Origin of the sequence: Mycobacterium triplex (genome assembly GCF_000689255.1) — a bacterium.
GTDB classification, from domain to species: Bacteria; Actinomycetota; Actinomycetes; order Mycobacteriales; family Mycobacteriaceae; genus Mycobacterium; species Mycobacterium triplex.
Window position 1 is genome coordinate 3,020,975 of the sequence record NZ_HG964446.1, and the last position, 23,765, is coordinate 3,044,739.

The 23,765-nt window shown below is 70.0% G+C and carries 14 protein-coding genes and 1 pseudogene; 14 read left to right on the plus strand and 1 reads right to left on the minus strand.

All coding sequences use genetic code 11. The features are described from left to right. Positions 1 to 142 precede the first annotated feature (142 nt). From BN973_RS14055 to pheT, 4 genes are all read left to right on the plus strand, one after another. Positions 143 to 967 carry an adenylate/guanylate cyclase domain-containing protein gene (locus BN973_RS14055; protein ID WP_407067562.1) on the plus strand — a complete coding sequence of 275 codons (825 nt, stop codon included), beginning with the start codon at positions 143 to 145 and terminating at the stop codon, positions 965 to 967. A gap of 57 nt (positions 968 to 1,024) precedes the next feature. Next, positions 1,025 to 1,834, plus strand: a complete 810-nt coding sequence (locus BN973_RS14060; protein ID WP_036472413.1) for a rhomboid-like protein — start codon at positions 1,025 to 1,027, stop codon at positions 1,832 to 1,834. Positions 1,835 to 1,964: 130 nt separating this feature from the next. Next, entirely contained in the window at positions 1,965 to 3,008 is a 1,044-nt protein-coding gene (pheS, locus tag BN973_RS14065) for a phenylalanine--tRNA ligase subunit alpha (protein WP_036468882.1), read from the plus strand. Next, positions 3,008 to 5,503: a phenylalanine--tRNA ligase subunit beta gene (pheT, locus tag BN973_RS14070; RefSeq protein WP_036468883.1), complete on the plus strand. Its 2,496-nt coding sequence runs from the start codon at positions 3,008 to 3,010 to the stop codon at positions 5,501 to 5,503. Before pheS ends, pheT begins: the two co-directional genes overlap by 1 nt. A 3-nt stretch (positions 5,504 to 5,506) precedes the next feature. On the opposite strand, the gene BN973_RS14075 is transcribed toward pheT, so the two are convergent. Then, the gene (locus BN973_RS14075; RefSeq protein WP_169718198.1) at positions 5,507 to 7,480 is read right to left on the minus strand and encodes an MFS transporter; all 1,974 of its coding nucleotides are present in this window, start codon (positions 7,478 to 7,480) and stop codon (positions 5,507 to 5,509) included. 105 nt (positions 7,481 to 7,585) lie between these two features. On the opposite strand from BN973_RS14075, the pseudogene argC reads away from it, so the two are divergent. From argC to BN973_RS14125, 10 genes and pseudogenes are all read left to right on the plus strand, one after another. Beyond that, positions 7,586 to 8,645, plus strand: a pseudogene (gene argC, locus BN973_RS14080) (N-acetyl-gamma-glutamyl-phosphate reductase). 5 nt (positions 8,646 to 8,650) lie between these two features. Then, on the plus strand, positions 8,651 to 9,874 hold the full coding sequence (argJ, locus tag BN973_RS14085; RefSeq protein WP_036472414.1) for a bifunctional glutamate N-acetyltransferase/amino-acid acetyltransferase ArgJ: 1,224 nt from the start codon (positions 8,651 to 8,653) through the stop codon (positions 9,872 to 9,874). Next, positions 9,871 to 10,761, plus strand: coding sequence for an acetylglutamate kinase (gene argB / locus BN973_RS14090; protein WP_025734891.1), 891 nt, complete (start codon positions 9,871 to 9,873; stop codon positions 10,759 to 10,761). The genes argJ and argB overlap by 4 nt, the downstream gene beginning before the upstream one ends. 42 nt (positions 10,762 to 10,803) lie before the next feature. Beyond that, the gene (locus BN973_RS14095; protein WP_084163394.1) at positions 10,804 to 11,994 is read left to right on the plus strand and encodes an acetylornithine transaminase; all 1,191 of its coding nucleotides are present in this window, start codon (positions 10,804 to 10,806) and stop codon (positions 11,992 to 11,994) included. Further along, the gene (gene argF / locus BN973_RS14100) at positions 11,991 to 12,917 is read left to right on the plus strand and encodes an ornithine carbamoyltransferase (RefSeq protein WP_036468887.1); all 927 of its coding nucleotides are present in this window, start codon (positions 11,991 to 11,993) and stop codon (positions 12,915 to 12,917) included. The genes BN973_RS14095 and argF overlap by 4 nt, the downstream gene beginning before the upstream one ends. Further along, complete coding sequence (locus tag BN973_RS14105) at positions 12,914 to 13,408, plus strand: arginine repressor (RefSeq protein ID WP_036468888.1); 495 nt, start codon at positions 12,914 to 12,916, stop codon at positions 13,406 to 13,408. The genes argF and BN973_RS14105 overlap by 4 nt, the downstream gene beginning before the upstream one ends. An 11-nt stretch (positions 13,409 to 13,419) precedes the next feature. Further along, positions 13,420 to 14,628 (plus strand): argininosuccinate synthase, encoded by a 1,209-nt coding sequence (locus BN973_RS14110; protein WP_036468889.1) that lies wholly within the window; start codon positions 13,420 to 13,422, stop codon positions 14,626 to 14,628. Then, complete coding sequence (gene argH / locus BN973_RS14115) at positions 14,625 to 16,049, plus strand: argininosuccinate lyase (protein ID WP_036468890.1); 1,425 nt, start codon at positions 14,625 to 14,627, stop codon at positions 16,047 to 16,049. The genes BN973_RS14110 and argH overlap by 4 nt, the downstream gene beginning before the upstream one ends. 151 nt (positions 16,050 to 16,200) lie before the next feature. Further along, positions 16,201 to 17,262: a type III polyketide synthase gene (locus tag BN973_RS14120; protein WP_036468891.1), complete on the plus strand. Its 1,062-nt coding sequence runs from the start codon at positions 16,201 to 16,203 to the stop codon at positions 17,260 to 17,262. 86 nt (positions 17,263 to 17,348) lie between these two features. Continuing rightward, positions 17,349 to 23,759, plus strand: a complete 6,411-nt coding sequence (locus tag BN973_RS14125; RefSeq protein ID WP_036468892.1) for a type I polyketide synthase — start codon at positions 17,349 to 17,351, stop codon at positions 23,757 to 23,759. Positions 23,760 to 23,765 lie beyond the last annotated feature (6 nt).

A 23,765-nucleotide genomic window follows, 5' to 3' on the forward strand; every position in this document is an offset into this window, starting at 1 on the left:
TTTGATGCGATGTCTGACACAAACCGGACGGGTGTCATTGCCCGGCTCCGGTGAAACTACTTACCCTTGCCGGGTGGAACTCGCGCCGCGCGATCCGGAACCGGAGGAGTCCTTCGACACCGGCCCGGAATCGGCGACGACGATGACGTCTCCCCGCGCCACCTCTACCGCTCCGGTGTCCAAACACGCTGCGGTCCAGTGGTGGCAGAGCGCCAATCGCAGCCCGGGCGTGGTGGCATTCATCCGGCGGGCGCGACGGATGCTGCCCGGAGATCCCGAATTCGGTGACCCGCTCTCGACGGCGGGGGACGGCGGCCCGCGCGCCGCGGCCCGAGCCGCCGACCGGCTGCTGGGGGATCGTGACGCGGCGTCGCGCGAGGTCGGTTTGAGCGTGCTGCAGGTTTGGCAGGCGCTGACCGAGGCGGTGTCGCGACGGCCGGCGAATCCGGAGGTGACGCTGGTGTTCACCGACCTGGTCGGCTTCTCGACGTGGTCACTGCAAGCCGGTGACGACGCAGCGCTGACCCTGCTGCGCCAGGTGGCGCGCGCCGTCGAGCCGCCGCTGCTCGATGCGGGCGGGCACATCGTCAAGCGGATGGGCGACGGCATCATGGCGGTGTTCCGTCATCCCGACGTCGCGGTGCGGGCCGTGCTGGCCGCCGACCAGGCGGTGCGACAGGTCGAGGTCGGGGGCTATCGGCCGCGGATGCGGGTCGGGATCCATACCGGCCGGCCGCAGCGGTTGGCCGCCGACTGGCTCGGCGTCGACGTCAACATCGCCGCTCGGGTGATGGACCGGGCCACCAAGGGCGGGATCATGATTTCGGGTACGGCGCTGGACCTGATCGGACAAACCGAGTTGGATGCCGTGGGCGTCGTCGCCAAACGTGCACGTAAATCCGTGTTCACGCCCAAGACGCCGGGCGTCCCGCCGGACTTGGCGATCTACCGTCTCGAATACTCTTAGCAAGTTGACAGCGTCCCATCACGGGGACGAAACAATTTAGCCCTCATAATGGATTCAATGCTTGGGGGATTTCTTTCCCGGCTCGGCCGGGTCCGTTTCACCGTGGGGTATGTCGCGGTTCTGCTCGCGGTCAGCTGCGCCATCTTGCTGCTCGGCCAGCACGCGCACGACGTCATCGTCCAGCGCGCCAGCACCAACCTGCACAACTTGGCGCACGGGCACATCGGAACGTTGCTGAGCAGCGCGCTGGTCGTCGACGCCGGCCCGCTCTATTTCTGGCTGCCGTTCTTGACCTGCCTGCTGGCCCTTGCCGAGCTGCATTTGCAGACCATCCGGCTGGCGATCGCGTTTTTGGTCGGCCACATCGGCGCGACCCTGGTGGTGGCCGCCGCGCTGGCCTCCGCGGTCGAGTTCGGCTGGCTGCCGATCTCCATCGCCCGGGCCAGTGACGTCGGCATGAGCTACGGCGCCCTCGCGGTGCTCGGCGCGATGACGGCGGCGATCCCGCAGCGGTGGCGTCCGGCGTGGGTCGGCTGGTGGATCTCGGCGGGTCTGGCCTCGGCGATCATCGGCGCGGACTTCACCGACGCCGGGCACACCGTCGCCGTGATCCTGGGTGTGTTGGTGTCCGCCCGGTTCCGGCAACCGATCCGTTGGACACCGGTGCTGGGTGCGATGTTGGTGGCGTCGTCGGGCTTCGGCTTCCTGGTGCTGGCTCACCACTGGGGCACGATGGCCACGGCCCCGGTCGTCGGGGCTCTCGGCGCGTCGGTGGCGTACAAGATCGCGCAGCTCAGGGCCGCGCGCGCGGCCGCGGACGGCGACGCGGAAGTGCTGCCCGGCCTGCGGCCGGCGCTGGTCGGCTAAACCTTCGGCGCGTTCGGTTCACCGGACGCGGTCACATATGATCGGCACTCGACCCGTGCCTGTTTTCAGCACCGCTGGCTGGCAATACGGGCAGCCCGTACAGCCTCGTCAGCAAGGAGAGTGTCGCCGCGTGGGTGATCAACCCGTCGACCTGTCGCCGACAGCGTTGGACAACGCAGTCGCTGCGGCCCGGCACGCCATCGAGCTCGCCGACACCCTCGACGCGCTGGCACAAACCAAGACCGAGCACCTCGGCGACCGCTCATCGGTGGCGCTGGCGCGACAGGCGCTGGGCACCCTGCCCAAGGAGGAGCGCTCCGAGGCCGGCAAGCGCGTCAACACCGCGCGCGGCGAAGTGCAACGCGCCTACGACGAACGGTTGGCGGTGCTGCGCGCCGAGCGCGACGCGGCCGTGCTGGTCGCCGAAAGCATCGACGTCACACTGCCGTCGACGCGGCAACCGCCCGGCGCCCGGCACCCGATCACGATCCTGGCCGAACACGTCGCCGACACCTTCGTCGCGATGGGGTGGGAGCTCGCCGAAGGCCCCGAGGTCGAAACCGAACAGTTCAACTTCGACGCCCTCAACTTCCCACCCGACCATCCCGCGCGCAGCGAGCAAGACACCTTCTATGTCGCACCGGAGGATTCCCGGCAGCTGCTGCGCACCCACACCTCTCCGGTTCAGGTACGGACCCTGCTGGAGCGCGAGCTGCCGGTCTACATCGTCTCCATCGGCCGCACGTTCCGCACCGACGAACTCGACGCCACCCACACGCCGGTGTTCCACCAAGTCGAGGGCCTGGCCGTGGACCGCGGTCTGTCGATGGCGCACCTGCGCGGAACGCTGGACGCATTCGCGCGCGCGGAGTTCGGCCCCGAGGCGCGCACCCGGATCCGCCCGCACTTCTTCCCGTTCACCGAGCCGTCCGCCGAAGTCGACGTGTGGTTCGTCGGCAAAAAGGGCGGCGCGGGCTGGGTGGAATGGGGCGGCTGCGGCATGGTTCACCCAAACGTGTTGCGCGCCGCGGGAATTGATCCCGAGGTCTACTCGGGCTTCGCATTCGGGATGGGCCTGGAACGCACCCTGCAGTTCCGCAACGGCATCCCCGACATGCGCGACATGGTCGAGGGCGACATCCGGTTCTCGGTGCCGTTCGGGGTGGGTCTGTAATGCGAATTCCGTACAGCTGGCTGCGCGAGGTTGTGGCCGCCGGAGCGCCGGGCTGGGACGTCGGTGCCGCCGAACTCGAGCAGACGCTGGTGCGCATCGGCCACGAAGTCGAGGAAGTCGTCACGCTGGGCCCGGTCGACGGCCCGCTGACGGTCGGCCGGGTGTCGGCCATCGAGGAGCTCACCGAATTCAAGAAGCCGATCCGTGCCTGCCGGGTCGACGTCGGCGACAGCCAAGATCGCGGAATCATATGCGGTGCAACGAACTTCGCGGTCGGCGACCTGGTGGTGGTGGCGCTGCCCGGCACCACGCTGCCCGGCGGCTTCGCGATCACCGCCCGCAAGACCTACGGCCGTAACTCCGACGGCATGATCTGCTCGGCAGCCGAACTCGGTTTGGGCGCAGACCATTCCGGAATTCTGGTGCTGCCCCCGGGAACCGCCGACCCGGGCGCCAGCGGCGCCGACGTGCTCGGACTGGACGACGTGGTCTTCCATCTGGCCATCACCCCCGACCGCGGCTACTGCATGTCGGTGCGTGGCCTGGCCCGCGAGATCGCCACCGCCTACGACTTGAACTTCGTCGACCCGGCTTCCGACGCCGTGGTCAAGCCGCTGCCGGCCGACGGAGCGGCGTGGCCGCTGACCGTGCAGGCCGAAACCGGTGTGCGACGGTTCGCGTTGCGGCCGGTCACCGGTATCGATCCCGCCGCGGTGTCGCCGTGGTGGCTGCAGCGCCGGCTGCTGCTGTCCGGCATCCGTGCCACCTCCCCGGCCGTGGACGTGACCAACTACGTGATGGTGGAGCTGGGTCACCCGATGCACGCCCACGACCGCAACCGCATCACCGGGGGCTTCAAGGTGCGTTTCGCGGAGCCCGGCGAGACGGTCGTCACTCTGGATGACGTTGAGCGCAAACTCGATCCGGCCGACGTGCTGATCGTCGACGACGTCGCGACCACCGCGATCGGCGGCGTGATGGGTGCGGCCAGCACCGAGGTGCGCGCGGATTCCACCGACGTGCTGCTGGAGGCCGCGGTGTGGGACCCGGCGGCCGTATCGCGCACCCAGCGGCGGCTGCACCTGCCCAGCGAGGCCGCCCGCCGCTACGAGCGCACCGTGGACCCGGCCATTTCGGTGGCCGCCCTGGACCGCTGTGCGGCGCTGCTGGCCGACATCACCGGCGCGACGGTATCGCCCACCCTGACCGATTGGCGCGGGGAACCACCGCGCGACGACTGGTCGCAGCCGGCGATCTCGATTGCCGCCGACCTGCCGGACCGTTTCGCGGGCGTGACCTACGCCGCGGGCACCACCGCCCGGCGGCTTGCCCAAATCGGCGCTGTGGTAACCGAACACGACCACACGCTGACCGTGACACCGCCCAGCTGGCGGCCCGATCTGCTGCAGCCCGCCGACCTCGTCGAGGAGGTGCTGCGGCTGGAGGGGCTGGAGGTCATCCCGTCGGTGCTGCCGTCGGCCCCGGCCGGCCGCGGCCTGACGCCGACGCAGAAACGCCGGCGCGCGATCGGCAAGGCACTCGCGCAATCCGGGTACGTCGAGATCCTGCCGACCCCGTTCCTGCCGGCCGGGGTGTTCGATCTGTGGGGCCTGGCGGCCGATGACCCGCGCCGCACGGCGACGCGGGTGCTCAACCCGCTGGACGCCGATCGCCCGGAGCTGGCCACCACGTTGCTGCCCGGATTGCTGGAAGCGTTGGGGCGCAACGTATCCCGCGGCCTGGTCGACGCCGCTCTGTACGCCGTCGCGCAGGTGGTGCAGCCGACCGCACAGACCCGCGGCGTCGAGCTGATCCCCGTCGACCGCCGCCCGACCGATGCCGAGATCGCGATGCTCGACGCGTCGCTGCCCCGCCAGCCGCAGCACGTCGCCGCGGTGTTGGCCGGGCTGCGCGAACCGCGCGGCCCGTGGGGGCCGGGCCGTCGCGTCGAGGCCGCCGACGCTCTGGAGGCGGTGCGAATCATCGCCCGCGCCAGCGGAATCGACGTCACCCTGCGGTCGTCGCAGTACCTGCCGTGGCATCCCGGGCGGTGCGCCGAGGTCCTCGCCGGAGAGACCGTCATCGGCCACGCGGGTCAGCTGCATCCGGCCGTCATCGAGCGGGCCGGCCTGCCGAAGGGGACCTGCGCCCTGGAGCTCAACCTCGATGCGCTGCCGATCACCGAGCTGCTGCCGGCGCCGAGAGTGTCGCCGTTCCCGGCCGTGTTTCAGGACGTCAGCCTGGTGGTGGCCGCGGACGTGCCCGCCCAGGCGGTGACCGACGCGGTGCGCGAGGGCGCCGGCGATCTGCTGGAAGACATGCAGCTGTTCGACGTGTTCACCGGGCCGCAGATCGGCGAGGATCGCAAGTCGCTGACCTTCGCGCTGCGGTTCCGCGCGCCGGATCGCACGCTGACCGAAGACGACGCCAGTGCCGCCCGCGATGCCGCGGTGCGCCACGCCGCCGAGCTGCTGGGCGCCGAAATACGCGCCTAGGCATCAGTTTTGGGCGACGGCGGCGCGCAGTTGCTCGCCGGGCAGTCGCCACAGCACGGTGCCGGCGGCGGCGGTGGCGGTCGCGGCGCGGGTCGCGCCGGGGCGCAACACGGCGACCTCGCCGAAGATACGGCCCGGGCCGAGCGCGCGAATGCGTTCGCCGGCCCGATCGAAGTCGACCCGCCCGTCCACGATGAAGTACGCGTCACGGGCGGGATCGTTCTCGCCGAACACCACGGTGGCGGTGTCGTATCCCTCGGTGGTCGCCGCGGCCGCCAGGTCGCGGATGGTGGCGGCCGGCAGGGCGGCCAACAAGGGCGCACCCGCCAGAGCCGTGTCGCGATCGGCGGTGGCGGGCATGTTCTCTTGTCGCTCAACCGATACCGTATTGATGGTTTGACCCGTCGGGTCGAACCCGGTCAGCACCGTCAGGAAGGCCCGGCGCGGCAGCACCCAGAGCCGGCAGTCGGACGTCGCCCGCACGGTCGCGGTGCGGGGGGTGTCGCGCAGCAGCGCGAGTTCGCCGAAGAAGTCGCCCGCGCCCAGCGAGCGGACGTGGCGTCCGTCCACGCACACGTCGAGGGTGCCGGACTCGACGATGTAGAAGGAATCGCCGTATTCACCTTGGTAGGTGACGACTTCGCCGGCGCCGACCACTTCGCGGTGAATCTGGGTGGCGATCCGTTCCCGCAGCACGTTGGTCAGCGGCGCAAACAGTGCGATCTCGTCGAGCGCGTCCACCCGCTGACGCGTCGCCGCGACCCGGGCGTCGGTTTGCAGCAGCGAGCGCGCCACGGCGACCGTGGCCAACACCGTCAGCACCGCCAGGGCCAGCAGGCTGGTGCGCAGTGACCACCCCTGGGTGACGCGCGTGGTGGCCCACGCTCCCGCGGCCATCGCGAACTGGCTCAGGCCCTCGACCGCCCCGAGCACCCGACCCCCCGCCGACAGCGGGATGAGGCTCTGAATCTGCACCTGGCCGGCCATCACCACCAGGGCGCTGCCGGCGCCGAACGCGATGGTGGAGGCGAGCACGACGGCGTAGTGCGGCGCGGCCGCCATCAGCGTCAGCGCGATCGCCATCACGGCCCCGGCGACGACGAACCACGGGCCGAGCCGGCGCTTGCCGATCGCGCCGAGCACCAACCCGCCGAGCAATCCGCCGCCGGCGATCAGGGCGGTGAGCACGCCCGGTCCGGCCTGTCCCCAGTGCAGGAGGTCGATGGCCAACGGCACGACGAAAACTTCGCTCGCCGCGAGCATCAGGAACGCCAGCGCGGTCACGACCACGATCGAACGCACCTGGGGCCCGGCGACGGTGCGGACCCCCTTGACGGTTTCACCCAGCGCATGCCGGGGACCGTCGCCGGTGGCGCCGTGCACCCGTTCCACGCCGCCCACCCGCACGGTCGTCACCGCGGCCACGGCACCCAAAGCGAGCACGGCGGCCACGCCGAGCGCGGCGGCCGGTGACGTGGACGCCAGCATCAACCCGCCCGCGACCGGCCCGATCAGGATGCCCAGTTTGTCCGTGGTGCCCAGCGCCGCGTGGGCACGAACCAGGTCGTCGGGCCGCTGCGTGATGGAGGGCAGCAGCGCCGCGGTGGTCGGCCGCACGAACATCGTCGTGGTGCCCTCGACGGCGATCACCGCGACCAGGATGGACACCGCCGGAAAGAATTCCGCCGAGACCGCCGTGACCACAACAGAAACGAAGCGCACGGCAAACACCCCGGCGAGGATGCGTTCGTGCGGGAATCTGTCGATGACGTAGCCCAGCGTGGGCGACAGCACCGCGGCGGGTAACACCGCGGCGACGCTGATGGCGCCGACCGCGCCCACGCCCGAGAGGGTGAACGCGTACACCGTCGTGACGGTGTACCACATCCATTCCGCGGTGGTCGCCAGCCCGCGTCCCACTACAAGCCCGCGCAGCTTGGTGTTCCGCGCCGGGGGCGCGGGGGCTCGCAGACGCATCAATCCCACATACCGTGACCGGGTAACGCGGACGTACACGACAGGAAAACGAGAGACGAGTTGTGGCCGGCCACGTGGCATGAATTTGCAATCAAGCGCATAACCATGCAGAATCGGCTGAATGGCCGACGTGACAAGGGTGGCGGTTGCCGGTGCCAGCGGCTATGCGGGCGGGGAAATCCTGCGCCTGCTGCTCGGGCACCCGGCCCATGCCGACGGCCGGCTCACGATCGGTTCGGTGACCGCCGCGGCCAGTGCCGGCAGCACGCTCGGCGAGCACCATCCACATCTGACGCCGCTGGCCCAGCGCGTGGTCGAGCCCACCGAACTGGATGTGCTGCGCGGCCATGACGTGGTGTTCCTGGGCTTGCCGCACGGGCACTCGGCGGCGCTGGCCGAGCAGCTCGGCCCGGAGACCCTGGTCATCGACTGCGGCGCGGACTTCCGGCTCACCGACGCCGCCGCCTGGGAGCGGTTCTACGGATCCCCGCACGCCGGCAGCTGGCCCTACGGCCTCCCGGAGTTGCCGGGCAACCGGGAGCGGCTGCGCAGCGCCCGCCGCATCGCGGTGCCGGGCTGCTATCCGACCGCGGCGCTGCTGGCGTTGCTGCCCGCGGTGGCCGAGGACCTGGTCGAGCCCGCCGTCACCGTGGTCGCCGTCAGTGGCACCTCCGGAGCGGGTCGCGCGGCCAAGCCCGACCTGCTCGGCTCCGAGGTCATGGGGTCGGCCCGGGCCTACAACATCGCCGGCGCCCACCGGCACACCCCCGAGATCGCCCAGGGGCTGCGGGCGGTCACCGATCGCGATGTCACGGTGTCGTTCACCCCGGTGCTGATCCCGACCTCCCGCGGCATCCTGGCCACCTGCACCGCACGCACCCGGGCGCCGCTGTCGCAGCTGCGGGCGGCATACGAAAAGGCTTACGACGCAGAGCCTTTCATCTACCTGATGCCCGAAGGTCAGCTGCCCCGCACCGGCTCGGTGATCGGCAGCAACGCCGCGCACGTCGCCGTCGCCCTCGACGAGGACGCCGAGACGTTCGTCGCGATCGCCGCGATCGACAACCTGGTCAAGGGCACCGGCGGCGCCGCGGTGCAGTCGATGAACCTGGCGCTGGGTTGGCCGGAGGCGGAGGGACTTTCGGTGGTCGGAGTGGCGCCGTGACCGACATCGCGCCCGAAGAACAGGCTTCCGCTGCCCGACTGGTCCGCACCCAGGGTGTCACCGCGGCCGCCGGCTTTCGCGCCGCCGGAATCGCGGCCGGGCTCAAGGCTTCCGGGGCACGTGACCTGGCGCTGGTCTTCAACGAAGGACCCGACTACGGCGCCGCCGGGGTGTTCACCCGCAACCAGGTCAAGGCCGCGCCGGTGCTGTGGACCCAGCAGGTGCTCACCACCGGGGCGCTGCGCGCGGTGATCCTCAACTCCGGTGGCGCCAACGCCTGCACCGGGCCGGGCGGCTTCCAGGACACCCACGCCACCGCGGAGGCGGTCGCCGCGGCGCTGTCGGACTGGGGGACCGAGACCGGGGCCGTCGAGGTCGCCGTGTGTTCCACCGGGCTGATCGGCGACCGGCTGCCGATGGACAAGGTGCTCGACGGTGTCACGCACATCGTGCACGAGATGCACGGCGGCCTGAGCGGGGGCGACGAGGCCGCGCAGGCCATCATGACCACCGACACGGTGCCCAAAAAGGTTGCGCTGCATCATCAGAACAACTGGACCGTCGGCGGGATGGCCAAGGGCGCGGGCATGTTGGCGCCGTCGCTGGCCACCATGCTGTGCGTGCTGACCACCGACGCGGTCGCCGACGCCGCCGCCCTCGACGCGGCGCTGCGCGCAGCGACCGCGCGTACCTTCGATCGGCTCGACATCGACGGCTGCTGTTCCACCAACGACACGGTGCTGCTGCTGGCCTCCGGAGCCAGCGGGATCGCCCCGTCGCAAGCAGAGCTCGACGACGCGGTGCGGCGCGTCTGCGACGACTTGTGCCTGCAGCTGCAATCCGACGCCGAGGGCGTGACCAAGCGCGTCACCGTGACGGTGACCGGGGCCTCGTCGGAGTCCGACGCCGTGACGGCCGCCCGCGCTATCGCCCGCGACAGCCTGGTCAAGACCGCGATGTTCGGGTCGGACCCCAACTGGGGCCGCGTGGTGGCCGCCGTCGGTCTGGCGCCGGGGGTATTCGTCGACCCCGATCGAATCACGGTGTCGTTCAACGGGTTTACCGTGTGCGTCAACGGGACCGGCGCTCCGGGTTCGCGCGACGTGGATCTGTCCGGGACCGACATCGACGTCACCGTCGACCTCGGCCTCGGCGACGCCACGGCCGCCATCCGGACCACCGATCTATCGCACGCCTACGTCGAAGAGAACTCGGCCTACAGCACATGACGATCAGCACCGACGAATTGCCCACCGGAGTCAAGGCGCAGGTGCTGGCCGAAGCGCTGCCCTGGCTCATCCAGCTGCACGGCAAGATCGTCGTGGTCAAGTACGGCGGCAACGCGATGACCGACGAGGCGCTGCGTCAGGCGTTCGCCGCCGACATGGCGTTTCTGCGTAACTGCGGCATCCATCCCGTCGTCGTGCACGGCGGCGGTCCGCAGATCACCGCGATGCTGCGCCGGCTCGGCATCGACAAGGGCGACTTCAAGGGTGGATTCCGGGTCACCACACCGGAAGTGCTCGACGTCGCGCGGATGGTGCTGTTCGGGCAGGTGGGTCGCGAACTGGTCAACCTGATCAACGCGTACGGTCCGTACGCGGTCGGCATCACCGGCGAGGACGCCCAGTTGTTCACCGCGGTGCGGCGCAGCGTCACCGTCGACGGCGTGGCCACCGACATCGGTCTGGTCGGCGACGTCGACACGGTGAACACCGCCGCGGTGCTGGATCTTATTGCGGCGCGGCGTATTCCGGTGGTGTCCACACTGGCGCCCGACGCCGAGGGCGTGGTGCACAACATCAACGCCGACACCGCCGCGGCCGCGCTGGCCGAGGCGCTGGGCGCCGAAAAGCTGTTGATGCTCACCGATGTCGAGGGCCTGTACACCAGCTGGCCGGACCGCGATTCGCTGGTCAGCGAAATCGACACCGCCACCTTGGCGCAACTGCTACCCACTTTGGAGGCGGGCATGATCCCCAAGATTGAGGCCTGTCTCAGGGCAGTCTCGGGGGGCGTGCCCAGCGCTCATGTCATCGACGGCAGGGTCGAGCACTGCGTGCTGGTGGAGTTGTTCACCGACGCGGGCACCGGCACCAAGGTGGTGCCGGCGTGACGACGACGATGCGGAGCGCAGCGAGGCGGAGGAGCGGCACCGTTGACTAAGAGCAACACCGAGACCATGCGGCAGCGGTGGGAAGCCGTGATGATGAACAACTACGGCACCCCGGCGGTGGCATTGGCCAGCGGTGCGGGCGCCGTGGTCACCGATGTGGACGGCCGCAGCTACCTCGATCTGCTGGCCGGCATCGCAGTCAACGTGCTCGGCCATGGCCACCCGGCCGTGATCGAGGCTGTCACACAACAGATGTCGAAGCTGGGTCACACGTCGAACCTGTACGCCACCGAACCCGGTATCGCGCTGGCCGAGGAATTGGTCGCCCTGCTCGGCACCGACACCACGACCAGGGTGTTCTTCTGCAACTCGGGCACCGAAGCCAACGAGATGGCGTTCAAGCTGTCCCGGCTCACCGGCCGCACCAAATTGGTTGCCGCGCAAGAAGGTTTCCACGGCCGAACGATGGGCTCGCTGGCGCTGACCGGCCAGCCGGCCAAGCAGGCGCCGTTCGAGCCGTTGCCGGGCGACGTCACGCATGTGCCCTACGGCGACGTCGACGCGCTGGCCGCCGCCGTTGACGACGCCACCGCCGCGGTATTCCTGGAGCCGATCATGGGGGAGAGCGGTGTCGTGGTTCCGCCCGCCGGCTACCTGGCGGCGGCCCGCGAGATCACCACCCGGCATGGCGCCCTGTTGGTGCTCGACGAGGTGCAGACCGGAATCGGGCGCACCGGAGCGTTTTTCGCACACCAGCACGACGGCATCACCCCCGATGTGGTGACGCTGGCCAAGGGGCTCGGCGGTGGGCTCCCGATCGGGGCGGTGCTGGTCATCGGGCCCGCGGCCGACCTGCTGACGCCGGGCCTGCACGGCAGCACCTTCGGCGGCAACCCGGTGTGCACGGCCGCCGCGCGGGCGGTGCTGCGGGTGCTCGTAGACGACGACCTGCTGCGGCACGCCGAGGAGTTGGGAAAGTTTTTGCGCCACGGCATCGAATCGCTGGGCCACCCGCTGATCGACCACACCCGCGGCCGCGGCCTGCTGTGCGGCGTGGTGCTGACCGGGCCGCACGCCAAGGACGTCGAAGCCGCCGCGCGCGAGGCCGGATTCCTGATCAACGCCACCGGGCCCGACGTGATCCGGCTGGCGCCGCCGCTGGTGATCACCGAAGCCCAGGTCGACAGCTTCCTCGCCGCACTGCCGGCCATCCTGGACAAGGCCGCGGCATGACTCGGCACTTCCTGCGCGACGACGACCTGTCCCCGGCCGAACAGGCCGAGGTGCTCGAGCTGGCCGCGGAGCTGAAGAAGAACCCGTTCAGCCGTCGGCCGCTCGACGGCCCGCGTGGCGTCGCGGTGCTGTTCGACAAGAACTCCACCCGCACCCGGTTCTCCTTCGAGGTGGGCATCGCGCAGCTGGGCGGGCATCCCGTCGTCGTCGACAGCGGCAGCACCCAGCTGGGCCGCGACGAGACGCTGCAGGACACCGCGCAGGTGCTGTCCCGCTACGTCGACGCGATCGTGTGGCGGACCTTCGGCCAGGAGCGGCTGGAGGCCATGGCCTCGACCGCGACGGTACCGGTGGTCAACGCGCTCTCCGACCAGTTCCACCCCTGCCAGGTGCTGGCCGATCTGCAGACCGTCGCCGAGCACAAGGGGTCGCTGCGCGGATTGTCGCTGTCCTACTTCGGCGACGGCGCCAACAACATGGCGCATTCGCTGATGCTCGGCTCGGTGACCGCCGGCATGCACATCACGATCGCGGCGCCCGAGGGCTTCACGCCGGACCCGACCGTGCTGGCCGCCGCCGAGCGGCGCGCCGCGCAGACCGGCGCCTCGGTCACCGTGACCGCCGACCCGGACGCGGCCGCCGCGGGGGCCGACGTCTTGGTGACCGACACCTGGACGTCGATGGGACAAGAAGCCGACGGACTCGACCGGGTGAGACCATTCCGGCCGTTTCAGATCAACACCAGGCTGCTGAGCCTGGCGAATGCGGAAGCCATTGTGCTGCACTGTCTTCCGGCCCATCGCGGCGACGAGATCACCGACGAGGTGATGGACGGACCGGCCAGCGTGGTGTTCGACGAGGCCGAGAACCGGCTGCACGCCCAGAAGGCGCTGCTGGTGTGGCTGCTGGAGCGATCGCGATGACTCGAACCAAGGCCACCGCCGACATCACCCGCGCCGGGCGTCAGGCCCGCATCGTGGCGATCCTGTCGTCGGCGCCGGTGCGCAGCCAAAGCGAACTCGCGGGACTGCTGGCCGACGAGGGCATCGACGTCACCCAGGCCACGCTGTCGCGCGACCTCGAAGAGCTCGGCGCGGTGAAGCTGCGCGGCGCCGACGGCGGCGTCGGGGTCTACGTCGTCCCCGAGGACGGCAGCCCGGTGCGCGGCGTATCCGGCGGCACCGCACGGCTGTCGCGGTTGCTCAGCGAACTGCTGGTATCCACCGACGCCAGCGCGAATCTCGCGGTGCTGCGCACCCCGCCGGGGGCAGCTGACTATTTGGCCAGCGCAATCGATCGCGCGGCGTTACCGTACGTCGTCGGCACCATCGCCGGCGACGACACCCTCTTCGTGGCCGCCCGGGAGCCGATGACCGGCGCCGAGCTGGCCCGCACGCTGGAAAACCTGAAATAGGAGATTGATTCATGTCAGAACGCGTCATCCTGGCGTATTCGGGCGGTCTGGACACCTCGGTGGCGATCAGCTGGATCGGCAAGGAGACCGGCCGTGAGGTCGTAGCGGTCGCCATCGACCTCGGCCAGGGCGGCGAGGACATGGACGTCGTGCGTCAGCGGGCGCTGGACTGCGGCGCGGTCGAGGCGGTCGTGGTCGATGCCCGCGACGAGTTCGCCGAGGGCTACTGCCTGCCGACCATCCTGAACAACGCGCTGTATATGGATCGCTACCCGCTGGTGTCGGCGATCAGCCGGCCGCTGATCGTCAAGCACCTGGTCGCCGCGGCGCGCAAGTACGGTGGCGGCATCGTCGCGCACGGCTGCACCGGCAAGGGCAACGACCAGGTCCGGTTCGAGGTCGGATTCGGTTCGCTGGCACCGGATTTGGAGGTGCTCGCGCCGGTTCGCGACTACGCGTGGACGCGGGAGAAGGCGATCGCGTTCGCCGAGGAGAACGCCATCCCGATCAACGTGACCAAGCGCTCGCCGTTCTCGATCGACCAGAACGTGTGGGGCCGCGCGGTGGAAACCGGCTTCCTGGAACACCTTTGGAACGCGCCCACCAAGGACGTCTACGACTACACCGAGGACCCGACGCTCAACTGGAGCACGCCCGACGAGGTGATCGTCGGTTTCGAAAAGGGTGTCCCGGTGTCGATCGACGGCAAGCCGGTGACCGTGCTGGAGGCCATCGAGGAACTCAACCGGCGAGCCGGCGCACAAGGGGTCGGGCGCCTCGACGTCGTCGAGGACCGGCTGGTCGGCATCAAGAGCCGCGAGATCTACGAGGCGCCCGGCGCAATGGTGCTGATCACCGCGCACGCCGAGCTCGAACACGTCACCCTCGAGCGCGAGCTGGGCCGGTTCAAACGCACCACCGACCAGCGCTGGGCCGAGCTGGTGTACGACGGGCTGTGGTTCTCGCCGCTGAAGATCGCGCTGGAGAGTTTCGTCGCCAAGACTCAAGAGCACGTGTCCGGCGAAATCCGAATGGTGTTGCACGGCGGGCACATTGCGGTCAACGGCCGCCGCAGCTCGGAATCGCTCTACGACTTCAACCTGGCCACCTACGACGAGGGCGACAGCTTCGACCAGTCGGCGGCCAAGGGGTTCGTCTACGTGCACGGGCTGTCGTCCAAGCTGTCGGCCCGCCGCGACCTGGCAACAGACGACGCGTGAGCACTCGCGAGGGATCACTGTGGGGCGGTCGGTTCGCCGACGGGCCGTCGGACGCGCTGGCCGCGCTCAGCAAGTCCACACACTTCGACTGGGTGCTGGCGCCCTACGACATCACCGCGTCGCGCGCGCACACCATCGTGTTGTTCCGGGCCGGGCTACTCACCGAAGAGCAGCGCGACGGCCTGCTGGCCGGACTGGACAGCCTGGCCACCGACATCGAAGACGGTAGTTTCGGCCCGCTGGTCACCGATGAGGACGTGCACGGCGCGCTGGAGCGTGGACTGATCGACCGGGTCGGCGCCGAGTTGGGCGGCCGGCTGCGGGCCGGCCGGTCCCGCAACGACCAGGTGGCCACGCTGTTCCGGATGTGGCTGCGCGACGCGATGCGCCGGGTCGCCGACGGGGCGCTGGACGTGGTCGCCGCGCTGGCCGCGCAGGCGCAAGCCCACCCGACGGCGATCATGCCCGGCAAGACCCATATGCAGTCCGCCCAGCCGATCCTGCTGGCCCATCACCTGCTCGCGCACGCCCATCCGCTGCTGCGCGACGTGGACCGCATCGCCGACTTCGACCAGCGCGCGGCGGTGTCGCCGTACGGCTCGGGGGCGCTGGCCGGCTCGTCGCTCGGCCTGGATCCCGACGCGATCGCCGCGGACCTCGGTTTCGCCACCGCCGCCGCCAATTCCGTCGACGCCACCGCCGCCCGCGACTTTGCTGCCGAAGCGGCGTTCGTGTTGGCCATGATCGGCGTCGACCTGTCCCGGCTGGCCGAGGACATCATCATCTGGAGCTCGACCGAGTTCGGCTACGTCACGCTGCACGATTCCTGGTCGACCGGCAGCTCGATCATGCCGCAGAAGAAGAACCCCGACATCGCCGAGCTGGCCCGCGGCAAATCGGGGCGGCTGATCGGGAACCTGGCCGGGCTGTTGGCGACGCTGAAGGCGCAGCCGTTGGCCTACAACCGTGACCTGCAGGAAGACAAGGAGCCGGTGTTCGACTCGGTGGCGCAGCTGGAACTGCTGCTGCCGGCGATGGCCGGGCTGGTGGGCAGCCTGACGTTCCACGTCGAGCGGATGGCGGCGCTGGCCCCGGCCGGCTACACCCTGGCCACCGACATCGCCGAATGGCTGGTCCGCCGGGGTGTGCCGTTTCGGTCCGCGCACGAGGCCGCCGGCGCGGCCGTACGCGCCGCGGAGGGCCGCGGTGTCGGGCTCGAGGAGCTGACCGACGACGAGCTCGCGGCCATCAGCCCAGAGCTGACGCCGCAGGTCCGGGAGGTGTTGACCATCGAGGGCTCGGTGGCCTCCCGCGACGCGCGCGGTGGCACCTCGCCCGGCCAGGTCGCCGACCAATTGCGCGGCGTCCTGGACAGCCGCGAACAGCTGCGGGCGCGGCTGCGGCTGCAATTCGGAAGCTGACTCGCGCCCCCGAACCCGGGATTTGCTGTGTGCATTGTCTCAGGTCAGGGGATTATTGCGGCGGCGCTCGCCTCAAAGGAATAAACTTGCAGCTCGAAGCCTCCGGCTTGAACCCGTCGACCTGCATGTTCGTCACCAAGGGGTGGGACCAATGAGCGTCATCGCAGGCGTATTCGGTGCGTTGCCGCCGTATCGCTATTCCCAGCGGGAACTCACTGATTTTTTCCTCAGCATTCCGGGCTTCGAGGATTACGAGGATATCGTCCGGCAGCTGCACACCAGCGCCAAGGTCAACAGCCGCCACCTGGTCATTCCGCTGGAGCGCTACCCCCGGCTGACCGACTTCGGCGTCGCGAATCAGATCTACATCGACAACGCCGTCGAATTGGGCTGCGAGGCTCTGTCCGGCGCGCTGGAGGACGCGGGTTTACAGCCACGCGACCTCGACGTGCTGTACACGACGACGGTCACCGGGTTGGCGATCCCGTCCATCGACGCCCGGATCGCCGGGCGGCTGGGGCTGCGCGACGACGTGCGGCGGGTGCCGCTGTTCGGCCTGGGCTGCGTGGCCGGTGCGGCCGGGGTGGCCCGGCTCAACGACTATCTGCGCGGCGATCCGGACGGCGCGGCCGCGCTGATCTCCGTCGAGCTCTGCTCGCTGACCTACCCGGGATACAAGCCCTCGCTGGCCGGTCTCGTCGGCAGCGCGCTGTTTGCTGACGGCGCCGCATCCGTGGTCGCCGTCGGGGAGCGTCGCGCCACACAGATCGGAGCCGGCGGCCCCGACGTTCTCGATTCGCGCGGCCATCTCTACCCGGACTCGCTGCGCACGATGGGCTACGACGTGGGCACCGAGGGCTTCGAGCTGGTGCTGTCTAAGGACGTCGCGGCGGTCGTCGAGCAATACATCGAAGACGACGTCGCCGGCTTCCTCGGGGCGCACGGCCTGACCGCGTCCGACATCGGCGCGTTCGTCAGCCACCCCGGCGGCCCCAAGGTCATCGAGGCGATCACCGCGGCGCTGAGCCTGCCGCCGGACGCCCTGGAACTGACCTGGCGCTCGCTCGGCGAGATCGGCAACCTGTCGTCGGCGTCGGTGCTGCACGTGCTGCGCGACACCATCGCCAAGAAGCCGCCCAGCGGCAGCCCGGGTCTGATGCTCGCGATGGGGCCCGGCTTCTGCTCGGAGCTCGTACTGCTGCGCTGGCACTGATGCGGGCGTATGGACCCTGCCTCGTCCCGGCGCCGAAGTGACGGCGATGGCGCATCGACACCGTGCGAAAGGTGCGCTGGTTGCCCATGAGTAGCACTCCTGACGAACTGGTCAAGGCGCTGCGCGCGTCGCTGAAGGAAAACGAGCGGCTCAAACGCGAGAACCGCGAGTACCTCGCCCTGATTTCGGAAGGGGCGACCGAGCCGGTGGCCGTGGTGGGAATGGCCTGCCGCTATCCGGGCGGCGTGGACTCCCCGGAAGCCTTGTGGCAGATGGTCGTTGAGGGCCGCGACGTGGTGACCGACTTTCCGGCCGACCGCGGCTGGGATCTGGCCGACCTGTTCGACCCGGATCCCGACGCCACGGGCAAGTCGTACAACCGCTGCGGCGGATTCCTCTCGGACGTCGCCGATTTCGACGCCGCGTTCTTCGGGATCGCACCCAGCGAGGCGCTCGCGATGGATCCCCAGCAGCGCCTGCTGCTGGAAGTCTCGTGGGAAGCGCTGGAACGGGCCGGAATCGACCCGGTCACGCTGCGAGGCTCGGCCACCGGCGTGTTCGTCGGGGTTTTTCACGGCTCGTATGGCGGGCAGGGCCGCGTCCCCGGCGAGTTGGAGAGATACGGGCTGCGCGGTTCGACGCTGAGCGTCGCCTCGGGGCGGGTCGCGTATTCACTGGGGCTTCAGGGCCCGGCAGTGTCGGTGGACACGGCGTGTTCGTCGTCGCTGGTGGCGCTGCATCTGGCCGTGCGGTCGCTGCGCTCGGGTGAGTGTGATGCCGCGCTCGTCGGCGGCGTGACGGTGATGGCCACGCCGGCGATGTTCGTGGAGTTCAGCCGGCAGCGGGCGCTGTCCGCGGACGGCCGATGCAAGGCGTATGCCGGAGCCGCCGACGGAACCGGGTTCTCCGAAGGCGTTGGCGCGCTGGTGGTGGAGCGGCTGGCCGATGCGCGGCGACTCGGTCATCGGGTGTTGGCGGTGGTGCGGGGTTCCGCGGTCAACCAGGACGGCGCCTCCAACGGGCTGGCGACCCCGAACGGCCCGGCGCAGCAGCGGGTGATCCGCGCCGCGCTGGACAATGCCCGGCTGGCCACGGCGGATGTGGATCTGGTGGAGGGTCACGGGACCGGCACCACACTGGGCGATCCCATTGAGGCCCAAGCGATCTTGGCGACCTACGGGCAGGACCGCCCGGCCGATCGGCCGTTGTGGCTCGGCTCGATCAAGTCCAACATGGGCCACACCTCGGCGGCGGCGGGGGTCGCCGGTGTGATCAAGATGGTGCAGGCGATTCAGCACGGCGTGATGCCCAAGACGCTGCACGTGGATGTGCCTACGCCGCACGTGGATTGGTCGGCGGGCGCGGTGTCGTTGCTGACCGACCAGCGGCCGTGGCCGCCGGTGGACCGGCCGCGCCGGGCCGGGGTGTCGTCATTCGGGATCAGCGGGACGAACGCACACGTGATTTTGGAGCAGGCCCCGCCCGTGGAAAGCGTCGGCACCGCGTCCGATAGCGACATGCCGGTGGCGCCGTGGGTGCTGTCCGCCCGGTCCGTCGAGGCGCTGGCGGGCCAGGCGCGGCGGCTGCTGGCACGCGTGGCGGCCGATCCACAGCTGGGTGTGGCCGACGTCGGGTGGTCGCTGGTGTCGACCCGCTCGGTGTTCGAGCATCGGGCGGTGATCGTCGGGGCTCGTGCGGAGCTGACGGCCGGGCTGGCCGGGTTGGCGGCGGGGGAACCGGGCGGCAACGTCGTGGTGGGGCGCGCCCAGGCCGCCGGCAAGACGGTTTTCGTGTTTCCCGGGCAGGGCTCGCAGTGGATCGGCATGGGGGCCCAGTTGCTGGACACCTCAACGGTATTCGCCGAGCAGCTGAACCGGTGCGAGAAGGCGCTCGGTGAGTTCGTGGACTGGTCTTTGATCGACGTGATCCGGGGTGCGCCGGGCGCCCCCGGGCTCGATCGGGTGGACGTGGTGCAGCCGGTGCTGTGGGCGATGATGGTGTCGCTGGCCGAACTGTGGCGCTCGGTCGGTGTGCAGCCCGACGCGGTCATCGGTCACTCGCAGGGCGAGATCGCGGCGGCTTACGTCGCGGGTGCGCTGTCGCTGGAGGATGCCGCCCGGGTGGTGGCGCTGCGCAGTCGGCTGTTGGTGCGGCTGTCGGGTGCCGGGGGCATGGTCTCGCTGGCGTGCGGGCTTGTGCAGGCGCGCGAGCTGCTGGCCCCCGCGGGTGATCGCCTGAACGTCGCCGCGGTCAACGGCGTTGCGGCGGTCGTCGTCTCCGGCGAGGTGGACGCGCTGGCGGAGTTGATGCGTCGCTGCGAGGACGCCGGGGTGCGCGCCCGCAGAATCGACGTCGACTATGCCTCGCACTCGGCGCAGGTCGAGGCGATTCGCGAGCCGCTTGCCCAGGCGCTGAACGGCATTGAGCCCCAATCGTCTTCGCTCACCTTCTTCTCCACCGTCACCGGTGAACCCCTCGACACCGCCGGCCTGGACGCGGACTACTGGTACCGCAGCATCCGCCAGACCGTGCAATTCGAGCAGGCCGTGCGCGCGGCGGGCGACGCCGGCTATCGGGTGTTCATCGAGTCCAGCCCGCACCCGGTGCTGGTCGCCGGCATCGAAGACACGGTGGCCGCCGGCAACCCGGGCGATGCCATCGTGATTCCGTCGCTGGGTCGCGACGAGGGCGGGCTGGACCGGTTCTGGCTGTCGGTGGGTCAGGCCCACACCGCGGGGGTGACGGTGGATTGGCGCCCGGTGTTCTCCGGTGCCCGCCGCGTCGACTTGCCGACGTACGCCTTCCAGGGCCGTCGATTCTGGTTGCCGCCGATGGGCATTGGTGGTGCGGATCTCGGTGGCCTCGGCCTGGCCGGGGCCGAGCACGGTTTGCTGGGCGCGGTGGTGCAGCGGCCCGATTCCGGTGCGGTGGTGCTGACCGGCCGGCTGTCGTTGGCGGCGCAGCCGTGGCTGGGCGATCACGCGGTGGCCGGGGTGGTGTTGTTCCCCGGGGCCGGGTTTGTCGAGCTGGCGTTGCGGGCCGGCGACGAGGTCGGCTGTTCGGTGGTCGACGAGTTGACGCTGTCGGCTCCGCTGCTGTTGCCGGCGGCCGACGCGGTCCAGGTACAGGTCGTGGTCGGGGCAGTAGCTAGTTCGGGGGGTGGTGCGGGCCGGCGCTCGGTGTCGGTGTATTCGTGTGGCACGCAATCCGATTCGGACTGGTTGTTGCATGCCGAGGGCGCGTTGAGCACGGACGCGGGCGATTCGGTCGCGGACTTGTCGGTGTGGCCGCCGGTCGGAGCGATCGCGATGGACGTCGCCGACGCGTACCAGCAGCTGACCGGGCGAGGCTACGAGTACGGTCCGGCGTTTCAGGGTCTGCAGGCCATGTGGCGTCGCGGAAATGAGGTCTTCGCCGAGGTCGCGGTGCCCGAGGTCGCCGGGATCAAGGTCGACGATTTCGGGATCCATCCGGTGCTGGTCGATGCCGCGCTGCACGCGATGGGTGTGGTCGGCGACCAGTCCGAGACCATGCTGCCGTTCTCCTGGCAAGGCGTCTGCCTGCACGCCGCCGGAGCGTCCCGGGCGCGAGTGCGGATCGCGCCGGTGGGGGTGAGCGCGGTGTCGGTGGACCTGGCCGACGCGACTGGCCTGCCGATTCTGTCGGTGCGGGAGTTGGTGGTTCGGCCGGTCTCGGCCGCCCAACTCACGGCGGTGGCCGCCGCTGCCGGCGGAGGCGGCGGTCTGTATGAGGTCGCATGGTCGCCGGTTTCCGTGGAGCCCAACGCCATTGGCCACGAGGGTATGACGGTGTGGGAGCCGAGCCGCGGTGACACGGTCGAATCCGTGTACGCGGCGGCTCATGAGGCGCTGGGGGTGTTGCAGTCGTGGCTGGCCGGTAGCGATGCGGGGCCGTGCGTGGTGCTGACGCGTGGCGCGGTGAACGTGGCCGGTGCGGAGGTGACGGATCTGGCGGGCGCGGCGGTGTGGGGGTTGGTGCGTTCGGCGCAGGCCGAGCAGCCGGGCCGGGTGGTGCTGGTCGATTCGGACGGATCATTGGACCTGGGCGAGGTAATCGCCTGCGGTGAGCCGCAATTGGTGGTGCGCGCCGGCGTCGCGCACGCGGCCCGACTGACTCCGTCGCGGTCGGTTGCGACGTTGCCGGCCGGGCAGTGGCGGATGAGCGTCGGTGGCGGCGGCACCCTGGAGGATCTGGTGGTACGGCCGCTTCCGCGCGCGGAGCTGGCGGCCGGGCAGGTGCGGGTGGCGGTGGCCGCGGTCGGGGTGAACTTCCGGGATGTGTTGGTGGCGTTGGGGATGTATCCCGGCGGCGGCGAACTCGGCGCCGAGGGCGCCGGCGTCGTGCTCGAGGTCGGGCCCGGCGTTCAGGGGCTGGCCGTGGGCGATGCCGTGCTGGGCTTGCTGGGCGTGGTGGGGTCCGAGGCTGTGGTGGACGCGCGGCTGGTGACGACGGTGCCGGTCGGATGGTCGCTGGCGCAGGCCGCCGGCGTGCCGGTGGTGTTTTTGACCGCCCTGTACGGATTGTCCGAGCTGGCGGGGCTCAAGGCCGGGGAGAAGGTGTTGGTGCACGCGGCCACCGGGGGTGTCGGGATGGCGGCGGTGCAGCTGGCCCGGCATTGGGGTGCCGAGGTGTTCGCGACGGCCAGCCGTGGTAAGTGGGATACGTTGCGGGCGATGGGTTTTGACGACGATCACATCGGTGACACCCGGACGGTGGATTTCGAGCAGAAGTTCCTGGCCACCACCGGCGGCGCCGGGGTGGACGTGGTGCTCAACTCGCTGGCCGGAGAGTTCCTCGACGCCTCGCTGCGACTCCTGGTCGGGGGTGGGCGTTTCATCGAGATGGGCAAGACCGATCTGCGCGACCCCGCTTCGATGCCGGCGGGCGTGTACTACCGGGCGTTCGATTTGATGGAGGCCGGGCCGGATCTCACCGCGACCATGCTCGGTGACCTGATGGCGATGTTCGCAAACGGCGTGCTGAAGCCGTTGCCGGTCAAGGCGTTTGACGTGCGGTGTGCGTCGGCGGCGTATCGGTTTGTCAGCCAGGCCCGCCACACCGGCAAGGTGGCGCTGACCATCCCCGGCGGCCCCGCCGACGCGGTACTCGCGGGTTCGGGCTTAGCCGGTGGCAGCGTGCTGATCACCGGGGGTACCGGGATGGCGGGCTCGGCGGTGGCCGCGCATCTGGTGGCGCGCTATGGGGTGGCCCATGTGGTGTTGGTCAGCCGCAGCGGCGCCGGCGGTGCGGGCGTGGCCGAGCTGGTCGAGCGGCTCGAAGATGCCGGGGCCGAGGTGTCGGTGGCGGCCTGCGATGTGGCCGATCGAGAGGCCTTGGCGGCGTTGATCGCCGGATTGCCCACGAAATATCCGCTCAAGGGTGTGTTCCATGCCGCCGGGGTGCTCGACGACGGGCTGATCGCCTCGCTGACGCCGCAACGGATGGACACGGTGCTGCGGGCAAAGGTCGACGGCGCGTGGCACCTGCACGAGCTCACCCGGGAGATGGATCTGTCGGCGTTCGTGCTGTTCTCCTCGATGGCCGGCATCGTGGGCTCACCGGGACAGGGCAACTACGCGGCGGCCAACAGCTTCCTCGACGGCCTGGCCGCCTACCGCCGCGCCCACGGCCTGGCCGCCTTGTCGGTGGCCTGGGGACTGTGGGAACAGGCCAGCGGCATGACCGGCCACCTCGACGAACGCGACAAGGCGCGGATGAGCCGAATCGGGCTCGCCCCCATGGCAACCGAGCAGGCCCTGCGACTCTTCGATACCGCGATGCTGGCCGAGCGTCCCGCGGTGGTCGCCGCGCGCATCGACCCCGGCGCGCTGGCCGACAGTGCCGACAGTGGTGCCACGCTGCCCCCACTGCTGAGTCAGCTGGTCGCTCGCCCCATCCGGCGTGTCATCGACGAGTCGGACACCACGTCGGCATCGATGACCAGCCTCGTGGCCCGCCTGCGGGGGCTGTCCGGCGAACAGCGACACTCCGAGCTGGTGGACCTGGTCTGCCGCAACGCCGCCACCGTGCTGGGCCGCCCCAACGCCGGAGACATCAACGCGGGCAGCGTCTTCCAAGACCTCGGGTTCGATTCGCTGACCGCCGTCGAACTGCGCAACCGGCTCAAAACCGCGACCGGACTGACCCTTTCGCCGACGCTGATCTTCGACTACCCGACGCCGATCGTGCTGGCCGAACATCTCGACACCCGGCTGGTGGTTCCCGCCACCCCCGCCGAGCAGCCCAACCTGATGGCCCGTTTCAACGACATCACCCGGGAGCTGCAAACGCTGCTGAGCCAACCCGATTGGCACCCCGAAGACAAGTCGCACTTGACCACCCGCATCCAGACGCTGCTGACCACGCTCAGCGCACACCTGGATCCACCCGACCAGCAGGAAGCCGACGACGAGGACATCCACAGTGCCAGCGAAAGCGAACTGTTCGCCATCCTCGACGAAGAACTCGGCTCGTAAGACGCC